Here is a 24,078-nt window from a genome sequence, read left to right as displayed (position 1 = left end):
GAAACTCCGATCTGCCCTATGGTTCACAAATCAGACCGGGCGCTCGCCGGATGTCGTCGTCCGATGCATAATCCGGATGTTATTCGGGTCGAATGAATCGCGCCGGTGCATCGTGCAACGGTTGTCCCACATCACGATGTCGCCCACGCTCCATTTCTGGACGAAGACTTCAGCCGTGTTGGTGGTGTGCTCCCAAAGCCTTGAGATCAGGTCATTGCTTTCATCGAGCGGCATGCCGACGATCCACGACCCTTCCGACGTCCCACCAAGATAAAGTGCTTTGCGGCCGGTCTCGCTATGAGTTCTGACCAACGGATGGACGACGCCGCTCCACTCGCGAAAATCCGTGCTCGTCGGTTCGCTTTTCCCGAGGCGCAATTTGCCCGTCTTGTCGTAGACATTCTGGAAGAAGATCTGCCGCCCCTCAACGGCCCTGCGCAGCTCCTCGGGGAGCGTTTCGAAAGCCTGGTAGGTTGACAGAAAATACGTGTCGCCGCCGGAAGGGGGAACCTCGATCGCCCTGAGGATGGCGCCGGCAGGTGGGCGCTCGTAGAACCATGTGTCGGTGTGCCACGTCGCTTCGCTGTTGCCGAGCGCGCCACTCGGCTTGCCGTCCTTCATCACATTGCTGATCACCAGGATTTCGCGATGGATCGGGTGTCCGCCTTCCTGCAATTGCTTGGGATGGATGACGAAATCCCCGAAGTGGCGGGAGAAGTCGACCTGCTGCTGATCTGTGATATCGGTCGCCCGAAAGCGGATGACGCCATATTGCAGCCAGTAGGATCGAACCGCCGCAATGTCCGCGTCGTCGTAGCCGGAGAAATCGAAACCGACGATGTCTGCGCAGACGTTGCTGTCATTCTGGATTGCCGAAACTCTTGTTTTCATGTGTATCTTTCGCCTCCGTGTGGGAAGATCCCGGGTTCGGGATCACGTCGAGCTTAGCGGAGTGATAAATCGATATTCCAATATCAATTCTTTCGCATTGATAATGGATGATAATAAATGTCGCTATTGCTCCAGCAGTTGAACAGCGGAATGGGCGATGGCGAGGTCTACGCGGCAGCCTGCCGAGAGCTTCTCGAGGCGGGTCGAGCGGATCATGGACTTCAAGGTGATCCCGCCATCGACGAGCATCCAGGCCTCGATATAGGCGCCCAGATTGACGACCTTCTGGACGGTACCTGTCAGGCGGTTTGCCGGCTCGTCGAGAGCCCCTGCCGCATCTGCGAGCCTGACGGCCTCCGGTCTTATGCAGCAGAAGCGCACATTGTCAGGAGCGACGTCCTCTCCCCGCGCGGCGGTGAGCACCGCCTTTCCCGCGCCGAGGGATACCTTCAGGTTCCGATCGGCCCCGGACTCTGCGGATGCCGGGAGGATATTGGACTTGCCGATGAAATCCGCCACGAAGGAGGTTCTAGGGCGGCCGTAGATGTCCGCGGGCGCTCCTTCCTGCGCGACCACTCCGCCCTGCATGACGATGATCCGGTCGGACATGGCCATCGCCTCTTCCTGGTCATGTGTGACATAGATGAAGGTCATGCCGAGATCTTCCTGGATCTCTTTCAGCTCGACGCGCATCGCTTCCCGGAGCTTGAGGTCAAGGTTTGAGAGTGGCTCATCGAGAAGCAACACCGACGGTGAGGGCGCAATCGCCCGAGCGACCGCGACCCGTTGCTGTTGGCCCCCCGACAGTTCCTTCGGATACCGATCCTCAAAGCCCTCGAGATGGACACTTTTCAAGGCTCGTGAGACACCGTCGGCGATTTGCTCGCGGGGCCGGCCCTGCATCTTTAGGCCAAAGCCGACATTCTGGGCGACCGTCATATGCGGGAAGAGTGCGTAGTTCTGGAAGACCAGCCCGATTTTCCGGGCTTCCGGCGGGACGCCTTCCTGATCGCGACCGCGAATTCGGATTTGTCCGCTCGAGGGCGCTTCAAATCCGGCGATCATGTTCAGGGTCGTTGTCTTGCCACATCCGGACGGGCCAAGAATGCTGACGAATTTTCCCTTCGGGATGGCAAGGCTGATATCGTCGACGATGCGGTTTGCACCAAACTGCTTGCTGACGGAAAGGAGTTCAATATCGATGGTGGTCATTTGCTACCCCCGTGAAATTGGGCGGAGAAGCCGCCGATCTTTTCGAAAAGGATGATTGCGCCAAGGATGAAGAGGAGTGACGCCACGTTCACTGCCGCAAGCACCGGATCCAGGCTGTATTCGAGATGGTTGATGACGGTAATCGGAAGTGTCGTCTGGCCGGGTCTGACCAGGAAGACGGAGAGCGGGATGTTGTTGAAGGAAATGATGAAGGCGAAAGTCATCCCCGAGAAGAGGCCAGAGCGGATCAGCGGCAACAGCACATATCGGATCCTCTGCGTGACACTGGCGCCCAGTATGCGTGCCGCGCGGTCAAGCCGCTTGTCGAAACCGAACATCGCGGTGGCCGCCATGCGCACGACGTAGGGCAACGTCAGGATGATGTGAGCCATGACAAGGCCGGGCGTTCCGAGCAGATCGTAAAGTCCAATCGAGGACAGAAACAGGACGACTGCCACGCCCTTGACGATTTGCGGGACCGACATGGGTGACAAGAGGAACGCCATGATGGCGGTGTGCCCCGGACATTTTGCGTAGGCGACGCTGTAGGCTCCAAGGACGCCGAGCAGTCCGCTTGCGAGCGACACGATGACGGCAAGTTCGACGCTGAGTAGAAACGGATCGAGCCAACGGCTGTCCCAGAGCGCAGCGTACCATTGCAAGGTCCATTCGCTTGGCAGGAACGTCACGGCCGAAGTTGGACTGAAAGAGGCCGCGACGACGACCACCAGCGGAAGGGTGATGAAGGCAAGAATGGCGGCAAGCGCCGTCCTGAACAGATATGTGAGCAGTCGGTTCATTGGAGCCTCCCGACATTAAAGGTGAAGTTTTTGGTGGAGGCGCGACTCCAGCCTGGATCCGATGAAGCCGGCGGCCAGCATCAGGATGAGCAGAACGTTCGCCATCACCGCCGCGAAGGGCCAGTCGAGATAGAACAGCACCTGCTCGTAAACCATTGTGGCCATGACTTTGAAGCCGGCGCCGCCAAGGAGGGCCGGGGTTGCATATGCGCTTGCGGCCATGGTGAAGCCAATCAAGAAAGAGCTTACGATTCCCGGCACGGAGAGCGGCAGGATGATGTGCCGGATAACAGCAAGACGTGACGCGCCAAGAATTTGCGCAGATTTTTCCAGATTGGGGTTGATACCCTGGAGGCTCGTCAGAAGCGACAGCACGCCAAACGGCAGGATGACGTGAGTAAGCCCAACCACGACGCCGAAAAGGTTCTTCGACAAGGGCAAGGGTTCCGTGATCAATCCGGTCCATATCAGCGCGGAATTGATGAAGCCGCGATCTTCGAGAATGATGAGCCAGCCATAGGTGCGAAGCACGACCCCCGCCAATTCGGGCGCAATGGCAAGCGCGAAGATGACCGTTCGCCAGCGCGACGTGGCGCGTGCCAGATAGTAGGCGAGGGGATAGGCTAGGACGGTCACGCAGAGCGCAACGAGGCCGGACATCACGACGGTGCGGGCCAGGCCAGCAAGGACCAGGTCGTTGCTGAAGAAGCGGCTATAGCTCGCAAGTGTCGGGCTGCCCTCCGTTTGACTTTGAAAGCTGATCCCGATCATCATGCCCATCGGTATCGCGAAGAAGAGCACCAGGACGAGCGATGGGGCTATGAGCGGCAGAAGTCCCTTGACAGGGACCACAGCGCGCAGCGGCTTTGTCGGAGTGGAGCAAATTATGACGGCCATGATCTACCTCACTTGGCCGCCGCGACGACATCACGTTCCCATCGTTCGCCCCAGGCGGAGAGCCGTGTCGCGACCGCAGCGAGATCGGGCAATAGAAGGGCCTTCAGATCCGCCTCGGTGGTGATCTGCTTGGCACGGATATCGGCGGGCACCTCGATGTCGATCCTACCGCTGCCGACCTTGTAGCCGGTGACCCATGCCTCCTGGCTGGATTTATCGAGAAAGAAGTTGACGAACTTGAGAGCGGCGTCTCGGTTCGCCGCGTGCTTCGGCACGTTCAGGGTTGCGACCAAGGGGATCGAACCTTCCTTCGGCAGAACATAGTCGACCGGCAAGCCGCTATCGACGAGCAGCTGCGCGCGCCCGTTCCAGAAGGGCATCGCCCAGACGTCGCCCCCTTTGAGGTACGTTTCCATGACCGAGGATGATTGCTCAAAGCCGATCGACTGCCCGGCGAGCTTGGCCATGGCGGCAAAGCCGGGATCGACGTTCTCGAGCAGATCTCCACCATGGGCGACCGAGAAGATCTCCATCAGGTAGGCGGCCATCACGTTTTGGAATGTCGGCAGGATGATCTTGCCCTTGAGGCCATCATCCAAGAGCGCGTTCCAGGAATTCGGACGCTCTGCCAGCTTGTCCGTCCGGTAAAGAAGCGAGAGATACTGCACTTCGTGAACCGCGCCGCAGGGACCAGCAACGCCGGCAATCACCGATGACAGATGCTCAAGATTGGGAACCTCCTCTGGTGAGAATTCCTCAAGCAGGCCCTCCTTGCACCCTTCGAGCGATTGGGAAGCGGTCATTACGACGACATCGAAGCCAGGGCGGCCGTTGGTGGCCTTGATCTTGGCGTAATCCTGGGAGGCCGAACCGACGGCGTCGTAGATTACCTTGATCCCGAACCTGGCCTCGAAAGGCTCAATGATGCGCTCCCGAATGATGGTTTCGTACGGCCCGCCATAGCTGTTGACGATGAGCGTTTCGGCGTGGCCGTTCGCAGCCAAACCCATTGATACGATCGCGGGCGCGCACAGCGCAGTGTACCTCATGACGATCCCCTTTGTTGGTGTTGTCGGTTCGGTGACATTGCGCCCGCCAGTCTTGCGATCTCCAATATTGATTTGCCGGCATTGATACGGAAATCATATCAATCGTGTTGCATTCGCTGAGCTGGCGGACGGCTTGCATCGGATTCGGTCTTGAGTGCCTCAAGCTCTATGAATCCGAGCGTTGGGTTTATGCGCGCTGCCACAGGCAGCCGCTCCGTCACCCCGGCTGGCAGATTTCGTTGATCAGGTTTGGATTGGATTTCAGGGATTTGAAAATATGAAGCCAGAACCGGTAATGGCTTTCGCGATTGAGGTCCCTGGCCTCGAACGCGCGCTTGGCCGCGGCGGTCACCGCGTCGCAGCCGTAAAACTCCATTGCAAGTTCCACAGCCGCCGCCACCGCGACGTCATGTTGCGCAGCCGCCTCGTTTGACGGTTCCAGTACATTCTTCAATGGCTTCGACATGGCGACTCTCCTTTGAGAGTCCGGCGGGGGAAATGTGGCCGGACGGTCTCACAGCGAAGATCGCGTCGTCCGGAAACACACGGTGCCACTCATATCGAGCAGGTTGAATCTTAGCTTATTTCCCGCTCTGGGAGAAGTCAAAATTCTCCGCCGACATCGTTGAGCGATCCCTTGGAGGCCTTTGGGCCAATGCGGAAGAGATCTTGGCGTAGCTACTTTGGCTGCTCGCCTGACGAATTTTATTCGTAACTCACGATTGCCGTGGCAGGATGTGGCGGCGGTTGATGGTCGCGGGGCGGCCCTTGATGGACAGGGCCGTATCGCGCTTTTCGCGTTCGGCCACGACCTTGCCCTTCGCGACGACACAAATCCGCTCGGCGCGCAGGCGCACCGCCTCGATGGGGTTGCCCGCATCGAGTACGACGAGGCTTGGGGATTTGCCCACAGCCAGACCGAGATGATCGAGGCCCATAATCTCGGCATTGATCTTGGTGACCATGTCGAAGCAGGTGCGCATGTCTGTGGGCGAGGACATCTGGGCGACGTGCAATCCCATGAAGGCGACGTCGAGCATATCGGCTGTACCGAGGGAATACCAGGGATCGAGTACGCAATCCTGACCCCAGCCGGTGCGGATGCCGGCCTTCAGCATCTCGGGCACTCGCGTCAGGCCACGGCGCTTAGGGTAGGTGTCGTGGCGCCCCGGAAGCATGATGTTTATGAGTGGATTGGGGATCACTGAGATATCGGCTTCCGCAATCAGCGGCAGCAACTTCGAGACGTAATAGTTGTCCATCGAATGCATCGAGGTAAGGTGCGCCCCGGAAGCATGATGTTTATGAGTGGATTGGGGATCACTGAGATATCGGCTTCCGCAATCAGCGGCAGCAACTTCGAGACGTAATAGTTGTCCATCGAATGCATCGAGGTAAGGTGCGAGGCAGCCACCCGGCCTTGCAGGCCGGGCCTCTGGGTCTCATAGGCAAGCTGCTCGATATGGCGCGACAACGGGTGGTCCGTCTCGTCACAATGCAGGTCGACCATCAGGCCGCGCTTGACCGCGATCTCGCATAGTTCGGTATGCGGAAACGGCAATCTCACCTCCCGCAGCCGTGTCGGCACCTATGTCTATCCGGCACCCAATGGCGTGCGTCCGCACGCGCCGACCGCATCGGCGGCGCCACCATCGGCTATGACGCCAACGGCAACATGGTCAGCGACGGCGGCCGCGCGCTCGCCTGGGACGGCGCCAACCGGCTGTCGGGCATCACGCAGGGCGGTGCGACGACCACATTCGTCTACGGTCCGTCCGGCTCTCGCGTGAAGAAAAGCAATGCCTTTGCGACGACGCTCTATCCCGACGCCAATGTCGAGATAGACCGTAAACCGGGACAGGACACCTATAAGGTTCTGCAAACCTGGAATCCGATCAATCGCGATCCCCCTCGAACCAAGATGTTGAGCTGCACACCGATCGAGGTTGTTTGTAATGCCCACATAGACGACCCTCCCCTCAATGGAAACCGATTGGTAAACGATATTTCGTCCCTGTGAGGTTGCGACCTAGGCCGCCGGTCGAATTGCTACAGCTACTGTGTTCTTTGCTAAACCCTCGGCAACCCCGACCGGTCCGGCACTGTCAAATACCGACAAAAGATCGTCTGCAATAAGCGATAGGGTGGACCGACCGATTGTGTCTCTGGACTTACTTGCGAACCTGTCCCACTCAGCAGCAGTGTTATTCGGATCGCCGTCTTTTCGGGCTTCAGCGGCCATACGTTCCGCGTGTTCCGCATTCTCTCGGTTAGTTCTGTCTCGCGTCTCGGCCTTGCTGAACCAGTCTCTAAAGGCATGCCCGTTCGGGTCGCTGTTATTAACGGGATCGTTTCCAGCGTAGGCATATCGATTGGTGCCAACACCTGGCTGGGTCGGGTCCCAGTCGTCAGGGGAAATGAACCGTCCGAACTTTGGATCGTAATATCGTGCGTTGAGGTACTGCAGCCCGGTTTCGGGATCGAAGCGCTCGCCGATGTAACCCTTCTGCGTGCGCATCGCCGTGTTGGTCGGCTCTCCATAGGCGGCATAGCCGTTCTGCTCGACGAGATTGCCGCTGCCGTCCGTCACCTGCCTGACCGATGCGAGGTGATCGCGGTGCAGGAAGGTGGCGCTGGTGACGCCGGTCTGCGCGACCGAACTGATCTTCAGATCCGGATGCGGTTAGCGTGTGTATGTGTCCTGCCCCGGCTTGCGGTCGATCTCGACATTGGCGTCAGGATAGAGGGTCGTGGCAAAGGCGTTGCTTTTCTTCACCCGAGAGCCTGATGGACCGTAGATGAACGTGGTCGTTGCTCCACCCTGCGTGACGCTCGACAACCGGTTGGCGCCGTCCCGGGCGAGCGATCGGCCGCCGTCGCTCACCATGTTGCCCTTTGCATTACAGCCGATCGGCGCTATGCGCTCAAAAGCGTTTGCGCGGCGTGTATCGGAACTACCGCCGAAATCGGGGAGAAGCAGACACAGTTGCTCGCTCCCTTCTTGCGCGTCAGTGGTTTCTATGAGCCAAACTAGATGGTTGCGGACATCCATATCTCTGGCGTGCAGCAAGCTGCGCGGCGACAATCACGCCGTCTCATCCTGATCGTCGCGCTATAGCAAGCGATTAGACGCGTGATCTCCTATGGAACGGTGGCCGCCGCGTCGCTTCTGTGATGATGTGCTGTGCGGCCAAATGACTCAGCGGGACAGAAAGGGACTAACAATGAAAAGAGCTGGGATCGGCCAGCTATCCGATCCCCAACACCTACACCAACGCGGTGGCCTCCGGCATTCTCGGCCATCTTTTGCGCTGCCGTCCCGCGACGAAGCGTATTACACCCGTTCAAATACACCCCGGAAGGGCCGGTCTGGCCAGACAAGTCTCCACACCTCGCCGGAACCTGTATGGACAAACCATTTTTCAGAAAGCGTCGTGCCTGCGTATGATGACCCAACGGTCACTTCCCGAGCGCGCATATTCCGAATCTCGTCCTGCATCCAACGTTCAAAACGGTCAAACTCCGCCCGGCTGCGAAAATCATGGATGCTTTCCCATGGGCACTTGTCTACTTTATCAACCATGACGGGTCCACGTTTCTAATGTAAATCTGGTTTCCGCCGCCAACGAAACCCCGTTGAGGCGCAGCGACGGCCTCAAATAAACGTGTGCCGCTTGGCACTGGGATTCTCGCAACGTTTGTCGCTGTATTCTTCCAGTTCTGATCCAGCGCACTATCGACGACAGATTGCAATGGTCCTTGAGGCGCCGTGCGCGTCCAATAACCACCAATTTCACCAGCCTTACCGTAGAGCAAACCTTGATCGAGCATTTCGGAAAGATGAAAGACGGAGGCAGTTTGCTTAACAAAATCAATAGCATTTCGCCGACGAACCCAATATATCATGACGCGCTGCGACGCGGCGCGGAATTGTTGCGGAATGCCGGATACGGAGGGTTTTAGATATGACACCTAAAATCGGAGACTTGATCGAAATCGGCGCACCATCCGGGTGGGCCTATGCGCTGTTTACCCATTCGTCAAAAATGTATGGGGCGCTCCTTCGCGTGTTTCCCGGAATCCATCAAAATCGGCCGGAGCAAGTTTCTGCGTTGGTTCACCAAGAGCCGCTATTTTCTTGTTTCTTTCCTCTTAGCGCAGCAGTGAAACAAGGGCGTGTAGCCGTGACTGGGAAAGTTCGTGTCCCAAATGAGCTTGCAGCATTCCCAATCTTCAGGGCAGGCATGGTGAACCCTGCGACGGGCAACGTCGATAACTGGTGGCTTTGGGACGGAGAGAACGAGACTCGGGTTGGCCATCTAACACCGGAGCAACGAAAGTTGGATATTAGGGGTGTCTGGAACGATACGCTACTTATCGAGCGTATCGCAAAACAGTGGAGACCCGAACAAGATACCCTCTAGTCAGGCTTCCTCCCCACGCGGCATCACAGGCTCACAGCTAGCATTACAGTTGCATATTTATCTATGGTCTGAATCTATGGGTCTCCATGATTCGGAGGTCATGGATGGCAGGTGCATCGATCGAGACGACGCTTGAGCTTTGGGCATCATCGCTGCGTGACGTGAAGGCTCGTATGCGCGGACTGTTTACGCAGGAGCGCGTTGCAGCCTCTGCGAACCTTTTCCTGGACGGTTTGCTGGGTGACGAGCGGCGGAAGACTGGTTGGATGCGTGCTGAGGCGGCCGGTGATCCCGGCCCGTGGCGGCAACAAGCCATTCTGGGGCGCGGGCGCTGGGATGCGGACGCACTTCGCGACATCGTGCGAGAGTATGTCGTAGAAAACCTCGCCACGGATGACGCGGTCCTGGTCATCGACGAGACGGGCTTCCTCAAGCAGGGCAAGACATCGTGCGGTGTTGCCCGTCAATATACAGGTTCGGCTGGCAAGATAACGAACTGCCAGATCGGTGTGTTCGCCGCCTATGTGTCCGCTCGCGGTCATGCCTTTATCGATCGAGCCCTGTACTTGCCCAAGAGCTGGACCGGCGATCCGGCAAGACTCGCAGCAGCCCATGTTCCTCAGGCTACAGCCTTCGCTACCAAGCCAGGCCTGGCTGTCGATATGATACGGCGTGCGCTGGCAGCCGATGTGCCGTTTTCATGGGTGGCCGCAGATGCGGTGTATGGCGTCGGGGACGTCGAAGGGACTCTCCGCCGAGCCTGCAAAGGCTACGTTCTTGGGGTTAAATCGGACCACCATTTCGGCTCCTGGTCGGGTAAGCCTCCGGTCGCCGGCACAGCGCAGGAGATCGCCCGTGATCTCGATCCAAGTGCATGGCAACGTCTTTCCGCCGGTGAGGGCACCAAAGGCGCGCGGCTTCATGACTGGGCCTACTGCGAACTCGCCGATCTCGATGCCGACGAATATAACGAGACGAAATCGGGGCTTTGGACCCGTGGCCTACTAATCCGTCGCAATATCAGCGACGGTGATCTCGCCTTCTTCACCACATGGTGCCCGGCCGGGACTGGCATCCAGACGCTCGTTTCCGTTGAAGGCCATCGCTGGGCGATCGAAGACAGCTTCGAGACCGCCAAGAACGAGCTCGGACTCGATCACAACGAAACCCGGTCATGGCATGGCTGGCATCGCCACGTCTCCCTGGTCATGCTCGCCTTCGCCATGATGGCGGTGATCCGATACCGCGCCAATGACGTGGCGCCCCCAAAAAGACTGCGGATGCCGACCATCAGGATTTGATCCGCTGGTCTATCCAGGAAGTCCGGCGCATCGCCATCAGACTCGCCCAGCGTCGCATAACCCCCGCCTACGTCATCGCATGGTCATGCTGGAGACGCGCCCATCAGGCGGCCGCGCGACGAGCGCATCTGAAAACTAAAATGCAACTGTAATGCTAAGTGGGGGAGCATGTCCGACCCTTTCGGGGGCTAATTCAGACGAGCTTCGAAGAGTACCATTCAACTTGTCTCCTCGTTCCCCTTCGGTCACGAGAGTAGGGGCGTGTCATGACCACACCAGCTATGGAGATATTCGCGAGCCGCCTAATCGCGACCCACGGGAACGTTTGGATGTCATTTTGAGTTAATTCAAATCTTGGCAAACCAGAGCCCATCCTGGTCAGGATCAGTTCCGCTCTCGGTCCACTCGTCGACAATTTCACGGGCAGCACAATCGGCATCATCGCTGTAGCCCAGTTGTTTCTCCCAGAATTTTTCAGATGAGGTACTCGCAAAAACCGGAACCGCTCCGCTCTTAAGCAATGCTTGAACGCACTTGAGCACAAAATCCCGCAAGTCGACTCCACTTAGTTCAAAGCCATCTCTTCCGGTTTCTACGACCTGCCAAAGTCCCACCGCATCCATGTCGAGTTCATTGGGGACCCTCTCAATCCACTCACTGAGGGGCGTGCCAAAATACTTGTTAACTGGCTCACTAGTCATTGTTGATGAACCTTAAACCCTTTGGGGAAGCCTGAAACATCAATATCTAAGGTAACCCCTGATTTATCTGATACTCGTACGCCTACACGACCACCATCTGGCAATTCGTACCACGTACCTCGTCCGCCCGCGTAAGTGCCCGATGGCTTGGCTCCATTCAAAAGCCCTTTCTGCAGCTCCGCGAATTCACTTGCAGATACCGTCCGAATGTTCGGAGTCGCGCCTCTCGCAACAGTACCAACAAAATTGCCATTTGGTGACAAGAGCTCGCCTACGCTCTTCGCAACCGCGCTTTCGCCGGCTTTTACAGCTGTCTTCGCTGCACTAGCTCCGAGTCCGAAACCCCCAAGCCCTATAGCTTCCAACACACCATCGACTACTATGCGACCATCGGTGCGACCAACACGTGAGAGATACCGATCTCTTTCCTTTTCGAACTCGGCCTTGTTAGTTTCATACTGCGCCTCGCCCAGGCGACCGGCGCGAAAGCTTTTCTCATTATCATCCAGGGCCTGTTGCCAGCCTGCAGCCTCACGTGCGTTCCGTCCGTCGCGTTCCTTTGGCGAAGAAAAGTAGTCGCGGATGTTATCGAACAGATGCCCATTAGGATCGCTATTGTTGATCGGATCATTGCCAGAATAGGCATAGCGGTTGGCACCCACCCCTTCGATGGTCGGATCAAGCGTATCCGGTGAGATGAAGCGGGCATTGGCCACGCCGGGTAGCGGGCTCAGCGCTAAGCTCGCCACGAGCAAAACGGTGAGCAGCCGCGCCAGCAAGCAGCGGAGCGCAGTCATAAGGAGATCTCCTTGCTGGGTAGTCGATGAGCCCCAGAATTGATTGAAGGATCCAATTCTCATCGGTCCGACTCCGCAGCGCCGGAGACCTCGCCGCCGCACTCTTGGCTGACAGACGTTTCGCTGGCTTCAACCACGCCCTCCGCCGGAACGAACCGTCCGAATCGTGGATCGTAATATCGGGCATTGAGGTATTGCAGCCCGGTTTCCGGATCGAAGCGCTCGCCGATGTAGCCCTTCTGCGTCCGCATCGCCGCGTTGGTGCGCTCACCGAAGGCGGCATAGGCTGTCTGCTCGACGAGATTGCCGCTGGCATCCGTGAACACGCTGATGACCGCCCCGTTCGGGTAACCCTCACCTACTCTCCGCAACGGCGCTGGCTCACCGGGCTGAAGACGGTCAAGGGCACGACCGTGTTGCTCAACAACCAGTACACCCGCGATCTTACCGGCAAGATCAAGACGATCTCCGGGCTGACTGCGAATGACAACTGGGTTTACGATTACGACCTGCGCGGCCGTCTGGTGAAGACCGACAACGGCGGCAACAATGCACTCGACGAGACCTTCGCCTATGCCGACAACGGCATCCGAACTTCCTGCGGAATGTGACGCTGGAGACGGGCGGGACGCTTGCGGTCGAGTACACACCGTCGACGCGCTTTGCCAACACCTTCCTGCCGCAGGTCCTGCATCCGGTTACGAAGCTGACGCTCAACGATGGCCGCGGCGGCGTCGCGCAGACCGACTACGCCTATGCCGGCGGTCTCTATGATCCCAAGGCGCGTAAGTTCCTCGGTTTCCGCACGATCACCATGACGAAGCCAGCCGCCAATGGCGAGGCGCAGCGGCCGGTGGTCGAGACGATCTACCGCCAGGATCTCGCGAGCTACGGCCTGCCGGAACGCACGCTGTCGCGCAATGGCGAAAACACCGCCTCGAAGACGGTTGTCGAAAGCTACGAGGTCAACGCGACGAGCAGGCCCTATTGGGTCAAGAACGTTGCCACCGATACGACTTTGAACGAGACCGCGACTGTCACGCTACGCACCGAGCGGGTGATCGACGGCTTCGGCAACGTCACCGAGCTGAAGGACTTCGGCCGCACCGACGTCAGCGGTGACGAGGTCTGGACCGTCAACAATTATGCGCCGAATACGGCTGCCTATATCGTTTCGCTGCCGCGGTGGAAGGCGGTGATGAGCGGCTTCGACTACAATAAGCAGGTCAAGTCGGAAGACTTCGAATACGACGGCTCCAACAACGCGCAGATACCGCCGACCAAGGGCAACCTGACGCGGCATTGGCTCTACACCAAGCGCGGTGATGCAGACGGTATTTGGGGCTCGATCGCGCGCACCTACGGCTATGACAGCCGTGGCAACCGGATCTGGGCGGTGGACGGCGCCGGTTCGCGCACCGAATGGGACTACGATCCAACCTATGGAATGTTCCCAATCACGGAACGCGGCCCGCGCTACTTCGCCACCGGCGGCAATGCCGCCGACACCCGCTTCGTGACGAGCACCGGCTATGATCTCGTCTGCGGCTTGCCGTGGTCGAAGACGGATCCGAACGGCATCGCCGAGGGCTGGGGCTACGATCCCTTCTGCCGCCCCTACGCTTACTCGCACTCGGGTTCCGGCCGCTACGTCAACACCCGCTATGAGAACGAGGGCAATCCGACCCAACAGGCGATCGCAACCTACGAGCCGTTGTCATCGGGTGTTCGGGAGAGTGTCAAGCGGACCTACTTCGACGGCCTCGGTCGCCCCTGGCTGGCGACGTCGCCCGGAGAGCCGGGCACCGGCCTCGTCAGAATGACGGAGACGGCTTACGACGGTCGCGGCAACGTCGCCCAAACAGCGTTTCCACGCTTTTACGGTGAAGCGCCGCAATGGACGGTCAATTCCTATGACTGGCAGGACAGGGTGGTCCGCACGGTCAATCCGGATGGCAGTGCGCGGACGAACCAGTATCAGGCCTATGTCGCAACGCCTTGGGGCACCGACAACGTCGGCCTCTATCACCAATACTCGCTGGACGAGGCGGGGCGACACACGGTCACCTACACCAGCACCTACGGCAATGTGATCGGTCAATGGTCCTATAACGGCACGACCTGGATTCTGGATCAGGCGCGCTCTTGCGATCCGGTCGGCCGGCTGTTGAACGTCACCGACGTCGGCGGCGCTCGGATCTCCTACAGCTACGATCTTCTCGGCAACCGCCTGACGGCCAATGATCCGAACCTCGGCAACTGGTCCTATGCCTATGACGGCGCCGACCGGCTGATCCGCCAGACGGATGCCCGCGGTGCGGTAACGACACTCGCCTACGACCAGATGGGCCGGCTGACGCTGCAGCAGGTGCAGCAGCCGGGCGAACCAACGCCGACGGTCGTGGCCCGTAACACCTATGACGAGGCGCTCACTTCGCCCTCGCACAATATCGGCCTGATGACCAAGGCCGAGAATGGCGCGGCGACCAGCGTCTTCAGCCGTACCTATAGTGGGGCCGGCTCCGACCTTCGGACGACGACGACGATCGATGGGGTCACCCACGTAACGGTCGAAACCCGTGGGCGCCAGGACAAGACGGCGGCGATCGATTACTGGCCCGCCCCCTTACAGGTCGGCAATGCGGCCCAACCTTTCGGCTACAACGACGCCGACCTTTTGGCGACGATCCCGGGCTACATCGCTGCGACGAGCTATGAGGCGGACGGCCAGACGAAGTCGATCAGCTACGTCAACGGCGTCGTCACCACCTTCACTTATTCGCCGCAGCGACGCTGGCTCGATCGGGTGACGACCACCAAGGGTGCGATCGTGCTGATGGACAATCAGTACACCCGCGATCTCACCGGCAAGATCAAGACAATCACCGGGGCGACTGCGAACGACAACTGGGTCTACGACTACGACCCCCGCGGCCGGCTGATCAAGGCGGAGAACCCCGGCGGCTCGCTGGGCGAGACCTTCACCTATGCGGACAACGGCAATCTCACCTCCCGCAGCCGTGTCGGCACCTATATCTACCCGGCGGCCAATGGCGTGCGTCCGCACGCGCCGACCGCCATCGGCAGCGCCACCATCGGCTATGACGCCAACGGCAACATGGTCAGCGACGGCGGCCGCGCGCTCGCCTGGGACGGCGCCAACCGGCTGTCGAGCGTCACACAGGGCGGCGCGACGACGGCACTCGTCTACGGTCCGTCCGGCTCTCGCGTGAAGAAAAGCAATGCCTTTGCGACGACGCTCTATCCCGATGCCAATGTCGAGATCGACCGAAAACCGGGGCAGGACACCTACACACGCTATCCGCATCCGGATCTGAAGATCAGTTCGGTCGCGCAGACCGGCGTCACCACCGCCACCTTCCTGCACCGCGATCACCTCGCATCGGTCCGGCAGGTGACGGATGGCAGCGGCAATCTCGTCGAGCAGAACGGCTATGCCGCCTACGGCGAGCCGACCAACACGGCGATGCGCACGCAGAAGGGTTACATCGGCGAGCGCTTCGATCCCGAGACCGGGCTGCAGTACCTCAACGCACGCTACTACGATCCAAAGTTCGGACGGTTCATATCACCTGACGACTGGGACCCGACAAAGCCTGGCGTCGACACCAACCGATATGCCTATGCCGGAAACGATCCCGTTAATAGCAGTGATCCGAACGGACATAATGCGGGGCTCGTCTACACGGGAACGTATCAGCACATTCAGCCACTTGACCTTCAAAGCGGCTACGCGCTGTTAGATAACACCGTTCTGGGAATGATTAACCAAGCTGCCAACGTCTTCGTCTCGGGTGCTGGAGTTGCCCCCAAAAGACCGGACGTGCTCAGGTTTGAGATTGCGAGCTGATGAACTCGCGGGGTGATTGATATCCTAATGCCTTATGCGGGTGAAGATCGTTGTAATGATCGAACCAGAAGGGCAGTTGTGCGATGACGGTTTCGGCATCCGGAGTTGGGTTTACCGAGACGTAATCGCGCTTGAATGTTTTGACAAAGGCCTCCGCCATCCCGTTCTTTCAAGTCCCGGACTGCAGTTCGTACTGACACTCAAGCGCGCATAGAGTTCGAGGTCACGCACCCGTTCCATCCGTGGCGCGGCCAGCGCTTCGTGCTGTCGACACGCAAACAGAACTGGGGCGAAGACCGCGTCATGTTCTACGACGCTCAGGGACGGTTGCGTTCGCTGCCGGCCTCGTGGACCGATGTCAATGAGGCTGACCTGTTCAGTCAGGTTGCTGCGGGTCGGTCCTTCTCCCGCCCAGACGATCTGTCGGCGCTGGCGTCATTGATTGATCGCATTAAGAGCCGTCAGGAAGAGTGAAGAGGCGTCAAGTAAATTACGCCGCGAATGTAAGGCTAATTATGCCGCGCGCGCGATGCGAACGGCCATCAATCAAGGGCATTTCGCCTGTGATGACTGGGATATCAGTGATAATAGAGATAGAATTTAATTGACGTGTGATCTGTATGCGGCATAATTTAGATTACACAAGGAGGCTCCCGTGACCAAAGAAAGCAAGCCCGATCGCCTGCGCCAGATGGGCGCTCTGAACCCCAAGCCCGAGGGCGTCCGCGCCCCCTGGTTCCGGGAAGCAGGTTTCTTTGATCCGCTCGATCTCGTGCAAGTGAAGTATGAGATGCTTCGGCACGCCCGCGAAGACGGCACCAACAAAGCCGATGCGGCCGCGCTTTTCGGGCTGTCTCGGCAGACCTACTATCAAGCGGAGGCCGCGTTCGAGCGCGATGGCATGTCCGGCCTCTTGCCGCGCACCCGCGGGCCAAAGTCAGCCCACAAGCTTACTGGCGAGGTCATGCGTCTCGTCGAGGAGCACCTCGATGCGAACGGCCAACTGCAGGCCCGTTCTCTGGCGGACCTGGTGCATGCGAGACTGGGCATCAGCGTCCATCCGCGCAGCATCGAACGCGCGGTGGCGCGTAAAAAAAAACGATGAAGAGCCGACGCACGCAATCGCCATGTCGGAGAGCGGCAAGGATGTTTACGAAGCGCTCCGCGCCGATGTTATTTGCGGCACGGCTTGCGCGAGGCGCATGGGCGCCATCGTCTTTCACGGACTGTGGCGCGGCCTGGCAGTGCTGATCGCACCCCATCAATCCGCGATAGCGCGACAGCAGTCGACGCCTCGGCTCAAGACAACTTCGCTGGTCGCGCACGATCGCCAGCTCGTGCACATGCTCGCCAATATGGTGCTGGCAGCAGAGACAGGAGGAAGCCATGTCTACTGATAATGCCATGAAGATTAGCGCCGATCACCTGCGGCGCGATGCCTTTCTCTACGTTCGCCAATCCTCCCTTCGTCAGGTGTTCGAGAACACCGAGAGCACGAAGCGACAATATGCATTACGGGACCGCGCGGTGGCTCTGGGTTGGCCGATTGAGCGCGTCCACGTCATCGACAACGACCTCGGCCTTTCCGGCGCACAGTCGCAGGACCGCGATGGATTTCAGCGCTTGGTGAGCGAGGTCGCAATGGGACACGCAGGCATCGTGCTGGGGTTGGAAGTATCTCGCCTGGCTCGCAACAATGCGGATTGGCATCGCCTTCTGGAACTGGCCGCCATGTCGCGCACGCTCATCATGGACGAAGATGGCGTTTACGACGCCGCGTCGTTCAACGATCGTATGCTGCTCGGCCTGAAGGGCACGATGAGTGAGGCCGAACTCCACATCCTGAAGTCTCGACTGCAAGGCGGCATTCTCAACAAGGCGCGTCGTGGCGAGCTCGAGTTGCCGTTGCCGATCGGACTGGTCTACACGCCCGATATGCGCGTGGTGCTTGATCCGGATCGACAGATCCAGGACACGGTGCGCATGCTGTTCGATACCTTCCGGGAGGTGGGCTCAGCCTGTGCGGTCGTGCGCCGCCTGCGCAGCGAGAAGATCCTGTTTCCCCGTCGTATCCGTCGCGGCATCGGCAAGGGCGACGTGCTGTGGAGCCAGATCGACCATTCTCGCGTGATCCAGATTTTGCACAATCCACGATACGCTGGTGCTTTCGCATACGGACGCACACGCACGGTCTACAATGCCAAGCTTAAGTCCGCACAGCAGAAGATGCCGAGGTCCGACTGGCAGGTGCTCATCCCGCAGGCCCATGAAGGCTACATCTCGTGGGACGAGTTCGAACGCAATCAAACAAGTCTCCAACAAAATGCAGTCGGTTTTTCTCCTGGCCTGCGGGGTCGTATGCCTCGCCAGGGCAACGGCTTATTGCAAGGAAGAGTTTTGTGTGGTCGCTGCGGCGCCCGCATGCGGGTCCATTACGAACAGTTCGAAGGCAATCTTCGTCCCTATTACATCTGCAACGAGGCCGTCGTGCGCCACGCGGGCAAGGCTTGCCAATGGGCAAGAGGACCAGCGATCGATGAAGCGGTCAGCGCGTTGCTGCTCGAAGCAATGGCACCGACGGCGATAGAGGTCGCGCTTGCGGTGCAGGAGGAGATCTCACAACGTGTCGAACAAGCTGCCTCGCTGCGCGACAAGCAGTTACAGCGCGCCCGGTATGAGGCTGAACTCGCACGCCGCCGCTATCTGAAGGTCGATCCCGACAACCGCTTGGTTGCCGACGCACTCGAAGCGGACTGGAATGGCAAGCTTCGCGACCTCGATACGCTTCAGCGCGAACACGAGCGGCAGAACGAGACAGACCAGTCATTGCTGGGCGGCGCTATGCAGGAACGGATCCGAGCGCTGGCCGCAGATTTTCCGCGCATCTGGAACAACGAGCGCACGAGCCCGGTCGAGCGTAAACGCATGCTTGGTCTCCTCATCGAAGACGTGACACTGCTGGTCGACGAGAAGATCAACATGCACATACGCTGGCGCGGAGGTCGCACGCAAAGCCTGGCAGTCGCTCGTCCCCAACCCATGGCCGTGATCCGCAAGACCCCGGAAGCGGTTGTGGCACTGATCAACGAACTGCTGGAGACCGACAACGATCAGCAGATTGCCAGTCGTCTCAACGCACTCGGGCATCGTAACTGGCGCGGTGAGGCTTTTACCTTGAAGAAAGTCATGCTCGTTCGTCGTGCCTATGGGCTGAAGACCCGGTTCGAACGGTTGCGCGAGAGCGGCATGCTAACTGGCGAAGAAGTGGCTCGCCGATTTGGCGTAAGCGCCACAACCGTACACCAACTCGGACGCAATGGTGTTCTCAAGCGCCATCGCTACGCTACCAACCACCGCTACCTGTATGAGCCACCGGGCAACGTCAGACTCGCAAAAGGCGTCGGCGGCCGCTATGGTAGCCGCCAACCCCGGTTAATTGACGCTCAACAAATCCAACAAGGTGCATCGTGATGTCTGCTCCTTCGACTGCGGGCTGCGCACCGGCGTCGAGCACGGCTCCATGCCGATGTCGCGGAGCAAGGATTTGGTGTCCTTGGCGATGAAGCAGGAGCCGTTGTCGGTGAGCCATTCGATAGGCTGCGGCAACATGTTGATGCGGCCAAAGCGGTTCTCGACAGCCGTGATCACGAGGTCCTGCACATCCTGGCTCTTGATGCCTTCCGTGGTGGCGATATGGGCGATTGCTTCCCGGTCGCAGCAATCGAGAGCGAAGGCCACTCGGACCTTCTCCTTGTTGTCGCAGCCGATCTCGAAGCCATCGGAGCACCATCTGGTGTTCGAGCGGGCGACGGCGACCTGGCCGTCATGAAGACGATCATCGACGGCTCCGGTATGTCGCACGAGCAGTAGATGATGCAGCTTCATGACCCGGTAGACGCGCTTGGCATTGGGCCATGACTTGCCCTGTTTTCGGGCATTCCTGCGTAGGATGGCATGGACCCGGCGATAGCCGTAGGTGGGCATGTCGGCGATGACGGCCTTGATATCTTCCACCAGCTCCCGATCCGGGAGTGGCGGGCGTCCTCTGGCTCTGGAAGGGGAACCTGTGGCACGGGCAGCGATATTCGACCGGGCGACACCCAAAGTCTCGCAGACGGTCTTCATTTCAAAAAGTCCTTCGGAAGAGAGAGCGAACGCAACATCTGTTTATGGAATGGCCCGCCCCTTCTCCCGCATCGAGTATGATGCTGGCATCAAAAGAAAGGAACGAGCCGATGTCTATCGTGATCCTTGGAATTGATCTGGGCAAGAATTCTTGCAGTGTAGTTGGTGTCGACGCAACCGGCGCTGTAGTCGCTCGTCGGACGATGCGTCGGCAGACGCTGATTGATTACGCGGCGAAGCTTCCGACGTGTGTAATCGCGATGGAAGCGTGCTGTGGCGCCCATCATCTGGGGCGCCTGTTTGCGGCACAGGGCCACGAGGTTCGACTGATGTCGCCGGAATATGTGCGCCCCTATATCAAAGCCCAGAAAAATGACGACCGGGATGCTGAGGGTATTGCCGAAGCTGCATCGCGGCCGACCATGCGTTTCGTCGACCTTAAGAGCCACGAGCAACTGGACATCCAGACGCTGCATCGCGTGCGTTCTCGCCTGGTAGGCGAACGAACGAACCTTATCAATCAACTCCGCGGCATACTGCTGGAACGCGGAGTTATCTTTCCGGCTGGGCGGCGGAAACTCGAGCTCGGCGTGGACGGCATGCTTGCCCAAGGCGTAGAGATATTGTCTGCGCGCGTGCATCAGTTGGTTGGCGATCTGCGTGCGGAATGGAAGGAACTCGACGCTAAGATCGGAGCCTTGAATACCGAGTTTATCCAATTGGCACGCGGTGATGCCGCCATGCGCAGGCTGACTTCCATCCCCGGAGTTGGGGTTCTTAATGCGACGGCCCTGGTCGCTGCGGTGGGCAATGCGAGCAGCTTCGCCAAAGCGCGTGATCTCGGGGCCTGGCTCGGACTGGTACCCAGACAGTACAGCACCGGCGGCAAGCCCCGACTGCTTGGCATATCCAAGCGTGGTAACACGTATTTGCGCACTCTGCTCATCCACGGTGCCCGTGCGGCCCTGCCAGCGTTGTCCCAGAGCAATACGCCCCTCGGAGGATGGCTGAAGGCCATGATAAGCCGAGGGGTCCATCGCAACGCCGTAGTGGTGGCATTAGCCAACAAACTGGCGCGGGTCGTTTGGGTCGCCTTACGGAAAGAAGCAACCTTCGACCGCAACTATCCGGTCGTACCTATGGAGATCGAGGCCGTGTGACAACACGCGTAGCCCAACGAGATTTGCAGGAAGGATCGTGAAGATGGCCTGACAGTCGAACGGCGTTTAGAAAGCCCGGCCAAAAAAATGGCATTTACTGCCGATCTGTTTATGGGGCTCTGGACGCGCGGATGTCCATCTTGGCCATGAGCTTGCTCATGAGACCGTATACGTTGACGCAGACTGATCAGAACACCGTAAAATCCTCTTGCAAACGGGGCGGGCCATACGTTTTTTGGGCCGGTGGCGATTTCGAGGGCTTCCTTGAGGATTTCGCCTTCCATCGTCTTCTTGCCCAACAGGCGCTGCAACTCCTTCACCTGGGCCTGAAGCGCCCGGTATTCGGAAGCCGGAACGACCTCCTCCTCGGCGGCCGTCGCCGTCAGCGCCCCTTGAGACGCCAGCTTGCGCCATGCGAACAACTGGTTCGGCTGAATGCCGTGCCGCCGGGCAACGACGCTCACCGTCGCATCCGCCTCGTAGGTCTCTTGAATGATGGCCAGCTTCTCCGCCGTGCTCCAGCGCCGTCGCCGTTCCGGACCCGAAAGGACTTCCATCTTAAAGTTGCTACTAGTCATATTACCAACATTACTTCTGTGGTTGCCGTCCGTTGCGCAAGAAGTTTCCAACCCTTCTGACGTGTGATCGAGTGCGGTCTTCTGTCAGGCCTTTTATTGCGGCACTTCGAAAGACCGCTGGCCGGTATGGTGATCTGCGGATCGGGTCCAAATCTCCTACACGGGCTATAGACCCTGAGTAATGTTCTGGTTTTCCCAATCCCGATCGGTTCGATCATGCGCCCATTCAGGTCGTCGACTTCTCACACCTCATCGCCGGCTCTGCTACTCGCAGCCGGTTCTTGTCAGGCCACAACCAATGCCTGGTTTCGATAATCCTCCTGCTTCATCAACATTGCCCATATTCTTCGGGCCATCTTGTTTGCCAGTGCAATCGCTACCAGCATCCGCGGCTTTCTTGTCAGCATCCGCGCTAACCATGAGCCCTTCACAGGTGGCTTGAGGCTCGCCCACCTGATACGGGTCATCGCCCCGATTATCAGCAGCCTGCGTATGTCAGCCTGTCCGGCTTTTGAAGCTCGCCCGAGCCGTTCCTTTCCACCAGATGAGAACTGCCGGGGAACAAGGCCAAGCCAAGCGGCAAAGTTACGCCCACATTGGAAGTTTTCCATCGCTGGCGCGAAGGCCTCAACAGCCATTGCAATCATCGGCCCAACGCCCGGCATGGTCTGAAGCCGCCTTGCATTATCGCTCTGCCGTGACAGCTCGATAAGCCGCTTCGTCTTTTCCTCGATCCGTGCGGTCTTCTCGTTGATCTGTGCTAGCAGATCACGGCATTCATCTCGCACAAGCTCAGGCAGGTCGATATCAACGTCCTCAACTATCACTGCGATGCGCTTGACGCGGCCAATCCCGAGCGGAACAGCCTGCCCATACTCGTAGAGAATAGCGCGCAGAGCATTCATCAGCTCCGTTCGTTGGTGGACAATACGCTCGCGTGCTCGAAACAGGATCGCCTGAGCTTGCTGGTCCGCGGTTTTGGGTGAGACGAAACGCATTTCGGGCTGACGAGCTGCAATAACGATAGCCTCGGCATCAGCAGCATCGTTTTTCTGCCGCTTCACGAACGGCCGCACATATTGCGGCGCGATCAACTTTACTTGATGGCCCAGTTTGACAAGTTCTCGCGACCAGTAATGCGCGCTGCCGCAGGCTTCCATAACGACAAGTGCAGGCGCTTGGGTCGCCATGAACCGGTAGAATTGCCCTCGCGCCAGTTTCTTGCGGAATTTCACGTGCCCTGTCATTGTCGCTCCGTGAAGCTGGAAAACACTTTTTGCCAAGTCCACGCCGATCATCATGTCTTTCATTTGCCATCCTCTCCGCTGGTGCTCTACGCCGCATCATCCTGGCATAGTTCCCGTGCTGTTAGGGGAGGACGGCAACCACCCCATCTCCTACCCACTTAGCTAAGTGGGGGAGCATGTCCGGACCTTTCGGGGGCTAATTCAGGTGCAAATCTCGTGGCTGACCCGATGCTAGCCGCTGGCGAGGTTTATGCACCGTACTCCGGTCCTGTGGACAATCTAACGTTCACCACGCCAGTTCCATACGACGACGCCGCAGCAGCAGGCATGAAACTCCTTGGAGCCGCCGCTGCATCAAGCAGAGCTGCGAAAGCAGCGAAGATGGCTGAATTTTATATAGATCCACACACGGTTCGCTTCTCGCAAGACAGCATCAAAGCTACTTTCAAAGAGGGCGGAAGCATTGATGATTTGGTACAATCGCTGAAATCCGGAGCGGTCGAACCCAAGGACATTCCTGCGGTTCGGCTAGTGGAGAAAGATGGTGTTCTTTACAGTTTGGACAACCGACGAGTAGAGGCGTTTCGGCGAGCGGGGATGGACATGAAGGCCAGGATGGCAACACAGAAGGAAATCCAACGCGAGAGCAATGGAAAATTCACCACACGGAACGAGGGCCGTTCGGTTAGAATGAGGGAGAAGAAGTAGTGCCTACAATCGATTGCGAAATGGTGACTAACCGCCGGCAGTTTTGTGAATTCCTAGAAGAGATGAGAAAAGAACTCAGTGAAGGACATGCGCACTGGGAAAATAGTACCCTTGAGGATTTCCTTGAGGCATTCGGTGCATGGGTCGGCGATATGGACGGATACTACCTAAATCGAGGGCTAGAGCCGCCAGAGACACCTGGGTGGAGAGATATCGCTAGGATGTTTCACGCTGCGCGATTTTACGAGTAGCTTCAAGCTAAGCTTTTACAGAGAGCGGCCGGAGGCCGACAAAATGGCGTCACCTTCATTACTGAT

General features: G+C 58.6%; 24 protein-coding genes and 5 pseudogenes. 12 read left to right on the top strand and 17 right to left on the bottom strand.

Annotated features, from left to right (window positions below; translation table 11 throughout):
• Positions 1–30: 30 nt before the first annotated feature.
• The 8 genes and pseudogenes from QM996_RS24780 to QM996_RS24745 all read right to left on the bottom strand — a co-directional run.
• Positions 31–891 carry a TauD/TfdA dioxygenase family protein gene (locus QM996_RS24780; RefSeq protein WP_500270503.1) on the bottom strand — a complete coding sequence of 287 codons (861 nt, stop codon included), beginning with the start codon at positions 889–891 and terminating at the stop codon, positions 31–33.
• A 123-nt stretch (positions 892–1,014) separates the two neighbouring features.
• Positions 1,015–2,103, bottom strand: coding sequence for an ABC transporter ATP-binding protein (locus QM996_RS24775; RefSeq protein WP_334198652.1), 1,089 nt, complete (start codon positions 2,101–2,103; stop codon positions 1,015–1,017).
• Positions 2,100–2,903, bottom strand: coding sequence for an ABC transporter permease (locus tag QM996_RS24770; protein ID WP_247960070.1), 804 nt, complete (start codon positions 2,901–2,903; stop codon positions 2,100–2,102). The genes QM996_RS24775 and QM996_RS24770 overlap by 4 nt, the downstream gene beginning before the upstream one ends.
• Positions 2,904–2,918: 15 nt before the next feature.
• Positions 2,919–3,683, bottom strand: a complete 765-nt coding sequence (locus QM996_RS24765) for an ABC transporter permease (RefSeq protein WP_246304699.1) — start codon at positions 3,681–3,683, stop codon at positions 2,919–2,921.
• Positions 3,684–3,808: 125 nt separating this feature from the next.
• Positions 3,809–4,849 (bottom strand): ABC transporter substrate-binding protein, encoded by a 1,041-nt coding sequence (locus QM996_RS24760; protein WP_500270502.1) that lies wholly within the window; start codon positions 4,847–4,849, stop codon positions 3,809–3,811.
• Positions 4,850–5,066: 217 nt separating this feature from the next.
• Positions 5,067–5,315 (bottom strand): Y4oE-related protein, encoded by a 249-nt coding sequence (locus QM996_RS24755; RefSeq protein ID WP_334198651.1) that lies wholly within the window; start codon positions 5,313–5,315, stop codon positions 5,067–5,069.
• A gap of 250 nt (positions 5,316–5,565) precedes the next feature.
• A pseudogene (locus QM996_RS24750) lies at positions 5,566–6,138 on the bottom strand (amidohydrolase family protein); the annotation flags it as partial.
• Between the two features lie 119 nt (positions 6,139–6,257).
• A pseudogene (locus tag QM996_RS24745) lies at positions 6,258–6,395 on the bottom strand (cytosine deaminase); the annotation flags it as partial.
• On the opposite strand from QM996_RS24745, the gene QM996_RS24740 reads away from it, so the two are divergent.
• Positions 6,396–6,869 (top strand): hypothetical protein, encoded by a 474-nt coding sequence (locus tag QM996_RS24740; RefSeq protein WP_334198650.1) that lies wholly within the window; start codon positions 6,396–6,398, stop codon positions 6,867–6,869.
• A gap of 9 nt (positions 6,870–6,878) precedes the next feature.
• On the opposite strand, the gene QM996_RS24735 is transcribed toward QM996_RS24740, so the two are convergent.
• Together QM996_RS24735 and QM996_RS24730 are read right to left on the bottom strand one after the other, a co-directional pair.
• Entirely contained in the window at positions 6,879–7,439 is a 561-nt protein-coding gene (locus tag QM996_RS24735) for an RHS repeat-associated core domain-containing protein (protein WP_334198649.1), read from the bottom strand.
• A gap of 93 nt (positions 7,440–7,532) precedes the next feature.
• On the bottom strand, positions 7,533–7,934 hold the full coding sequence (locus tag QM996_RS24730) for a hypothetical protein (RefSeq protein WP_334198648.1): 402 nt from the start codon (positions 7,932–7,934) through the stop codon (positions 7,533–7,535).
• Between the two features lie 880 nt (positions 7,935–8,814).
• Here QM996_RS24730 and QM996_RS24725 point away from each other — a divergent pair.
• Together QM996_RS24725 and QM996_RS24720 are read left to right on the top strand one after the other, a co-directional pair.
• Positions 8,815–9,273, top strand: coding sequence for a hypothetical protein (locus tag QM996_RS24725; RefSeq protein WP_334198647.1), 459 nt, complete (start codon positions 8,815–8,817; stop codon positions 9,271–9,273).
• Positions 9,274–9,359: 86 nt separating this feature from the next.
• Positions 9,360–10,574 carry an IS701 family transposase gene (locus QM996_RS24720; RefSeq protein ID WP_334141648.1) on the top strand — a complete coding sequence of 405 codons (1,215 nt, stop codon included), beginning with the start codon at positions 9,360–9,362 and terminating at the stop codon, positions 10,572–10,574.
• Between the two features lie 347 nt (positions 10,575–10,921).
• Here the strand turns inward: QM996_RS24720 and QM996_RS24715 are convergent, their stop codons facing one another.
• Genes QM996_RS24715 through QM996_RS24705 form a run of 3 tightly spaced genes read right to left on the bottom strand, consistent with a single transcriptional unit; the run spans position 10,922 to position 12,398 of the window.
• Entirely contained in the window at positions 10,922–11,275 is a 354-nt protein-coding gene (locus QM996_RS24715) for a hypothetical protein (protein ID WP_500270501.1), read from the bottom strand.
• The gene (locus tag QM996_RS24710; protein WP_334198645.1) at positions 11,272–12,072 is read right to left on the bottom strand and encodes an RHS repeat-associated core domain-containing protein; all 801 of its coding nucleotides are present in this window, start codon (positions 12,070–12,072) and stop codon (positions 11,272–11,274) included. The genes QM996_RS24715 and QM996_RS24710 overlap by 4 nt, the downstream gene beginning before the upstream one ends.
• A 59-nt stretch (positions 12,073–12,131) precedes the next feature.
• Positions 12,132–12,398: an RHS repeat-associated core domain-containing protein gene (locus tag QM996_RS24705; RefSeq protein ID WP_500270500.1), complete on the bottom strand. Its 267-nt coding sequence runs from the start codon at positions 12,396–12,398 to the stop codon at positions 12,132–12,134.
• Positions 12,399–12,485: 87 nt separating this feature from the next.
• Here QM996_RS24705 and QM996_RS24700 point away from each other — a divergent pair, with 87 nt between their 5' ends.
• Both QM996_RS24700 and QM996_RS24695 read left to right on the top strand, forming a co-directional pair.
• Positions 12,486–12,683 carry a hypothetical protein gene (locus tag QM996_RS24700; RefSeq protein ID WP_500270499.1) on the top strand — a complete coding sequence of 66 codons (198 nt, stop codon included), beginning with the start codon at positions 12,486–12,488 and terminating at the stop codon, positions 12,681–12,683.
• Entirely contained in the window at positions 12,680–15,943 is a 3,264-nt protein-coding gene (locus tag QM996_RS24695; protein ID WP_334198643.1) for an RHS repeat-associated core domain-containing protein, read from the top strand. The genes QM996_RS24700 and QM996_RS24695 overlap by 4 nt, the downstream gene beginning before the upstream one ends.
• Here QM996_RS24695 and QM996_RS24690 read toward each other — a convergent pair.
• A pseudogene (locus tag QM996_RS24690) lies at positions 15,921–16,109 on the bottom strand (integrase core domain-containing protein); the annotation flags it as partial. The gene QM996_RS24695 and the pseudogene QM996_RS24690 sit on opposite strands and share 23 nt — an antisense overlap.
• A gap of 95 nt (positions 16,110–16,204) precedes the next feature.
• On the opposite strand from QM996_RS24690, the gene QM996_RS24685 reads away from it, so the two are divergent.
• The 4 genes from QM996_RS24685 to QM996_RS24670 all read left to right on the top strand — a co-directional run bounded on the left by QM996_RS24685 (position 16,205) and on the right by QM996_RS24670 (position 19,414).
• Complete coding sequence (locus tag QM996_RS24685) at positions 16,205–16,417, top strand: DUF5372 family protein (protein ID WP_013845646.1); 213 nt, start codon at positions 16,205–16,207, stop codon at positions 16,415–16,417.
• Positions 16,418–16,598: 181 nt separating this feature from the next.
• Positions 16,599–17,048 carry a helix-turn-helix domain-containing protein gene (locus QM996_RS24680; protein ID WP_018210163.1) on the top strand — a complete coding sequence of 150 codons (450 nt, stop codon included), beginning with the start codon at positions 16,599–16,601 and terminating at the stop codon, positions 17,046–17,048.
• 22 nt (positions 17,049–17,070) lie between these two features.
• A complete protein-coding gene (locus QM996_RS24675; protein ID WP_101792481.1) occupies positions 17,071–17,340 on the top strand; it encodes a hypothetical protein in 270 nt (89 codons plus the stop codon).
• Positions 17,330–19,414, top strand: a complete 2,085-nt coding sequence (locus QM996_RS24670; protein WP_334198642.1) for a recombinase family protein — start codon at positions 17,330–17,332, stop codon at positions 19,412–19,414. Before QM996_RS24675 ends, QM996_RS24670 begins: the two co-directional genes overlap by 11 nt.
• Here QM996_RS24670 and QM996_RS24665 read toward each other — a convergent pair.
• A pseudogene (locus QM996_RS24665) lies at positions 19,379–20,110 on the bottom strand (DDE-type integrase/transposase/recombinase); the annotation flags it as partial. The gene QM996_RS24670 and the pseudogene QM996_RS24665 sit on opposite strands and share 36 nt — an antisense overlap.
• Positions 20,111–20,178: 68 nt before the next feature.
• Between QM996_RS24665 and QM996_RS24660 the strand changes: the two are divergent.
• Entirely contained in the window at positions 20,179–21,228 is a 1,050-nt protein-coding gene (locus QM996_RS24660) for an IS110 family RNA-guided transposase (protein WP_334198641.1), read from the top strand.
• 233 nt (positions 21,229–21,461) lie between these two features.
• Here QM996_RS24660 and QM996_RS24655 read toward each other — a convergent pair.
• Both QM996_RS24655 and QM996_RS24650 read right to left on the bottom strand, forming a co-directional pair.
• A pseudogene (locus QM996_RS24655) lies at positions 21,462–21,806 on the bottom strand (transposase); the annotation flags it as partial.
• Between the two features lie 284 nt (positions 21,807–22,090).
• A complete protein-coding gene (locus QM996_RS24650) occupies positions 22,091–23,116 on the bottom strand; it encodes an IS110 family RNA-guided transposase (protein WP_334198640.1) in 1,026 nt (341 codons plus the stop codon).
• Between the two features lie 153 nt (positions 23,117–23,269).
• Between QM996_RS24650 and QM996_RS24645 the strand changes: the two genes are divergently transcribed.
• Both QM996_RS24645 and QM996_RS24640 read left to right on the top strand, forming a co-directional pair.
• Positions 23,270–23,761: a hypothetical protein gene (locus QM996_RS24645; RefSeq protein ID WP_334198639.1), complete on the top strand. Its 492-nt coding sequence runs from the start codon at positions 23,270–23,272 to the stop codon at positions 23,759–23,761.
• 20 nt (positions 23,762–23,781) lie between these two features.
• A complete protein-coding gene (locus tag QM996_RS24640) occupies positions 23,782–24,012 on the top strand; it encodes a DUF7660 family protein (RefSeq protein ID WP_500270505.1) in 231 nt (76 codons plus the stop codon).
• The last annotated feature ends 66 nt before the right edge of the window (positions 24,013–24,078 follow it).

Origin of the sequence: Sinorhizobium chiapasense (genome assembly GCF_045277575.1) — a bacterium.
Taxonomy (GTDB): domain Bacteria; phylum Pseudomonadota; class Alphaproteobacteria; order Rhizobiales; family Rhizobiaceae; genus Ensifer; species Ensifer chiapasense_A.
This window is presented reverse-complemented; position numbering and strand designations above follow the sequence as displayed.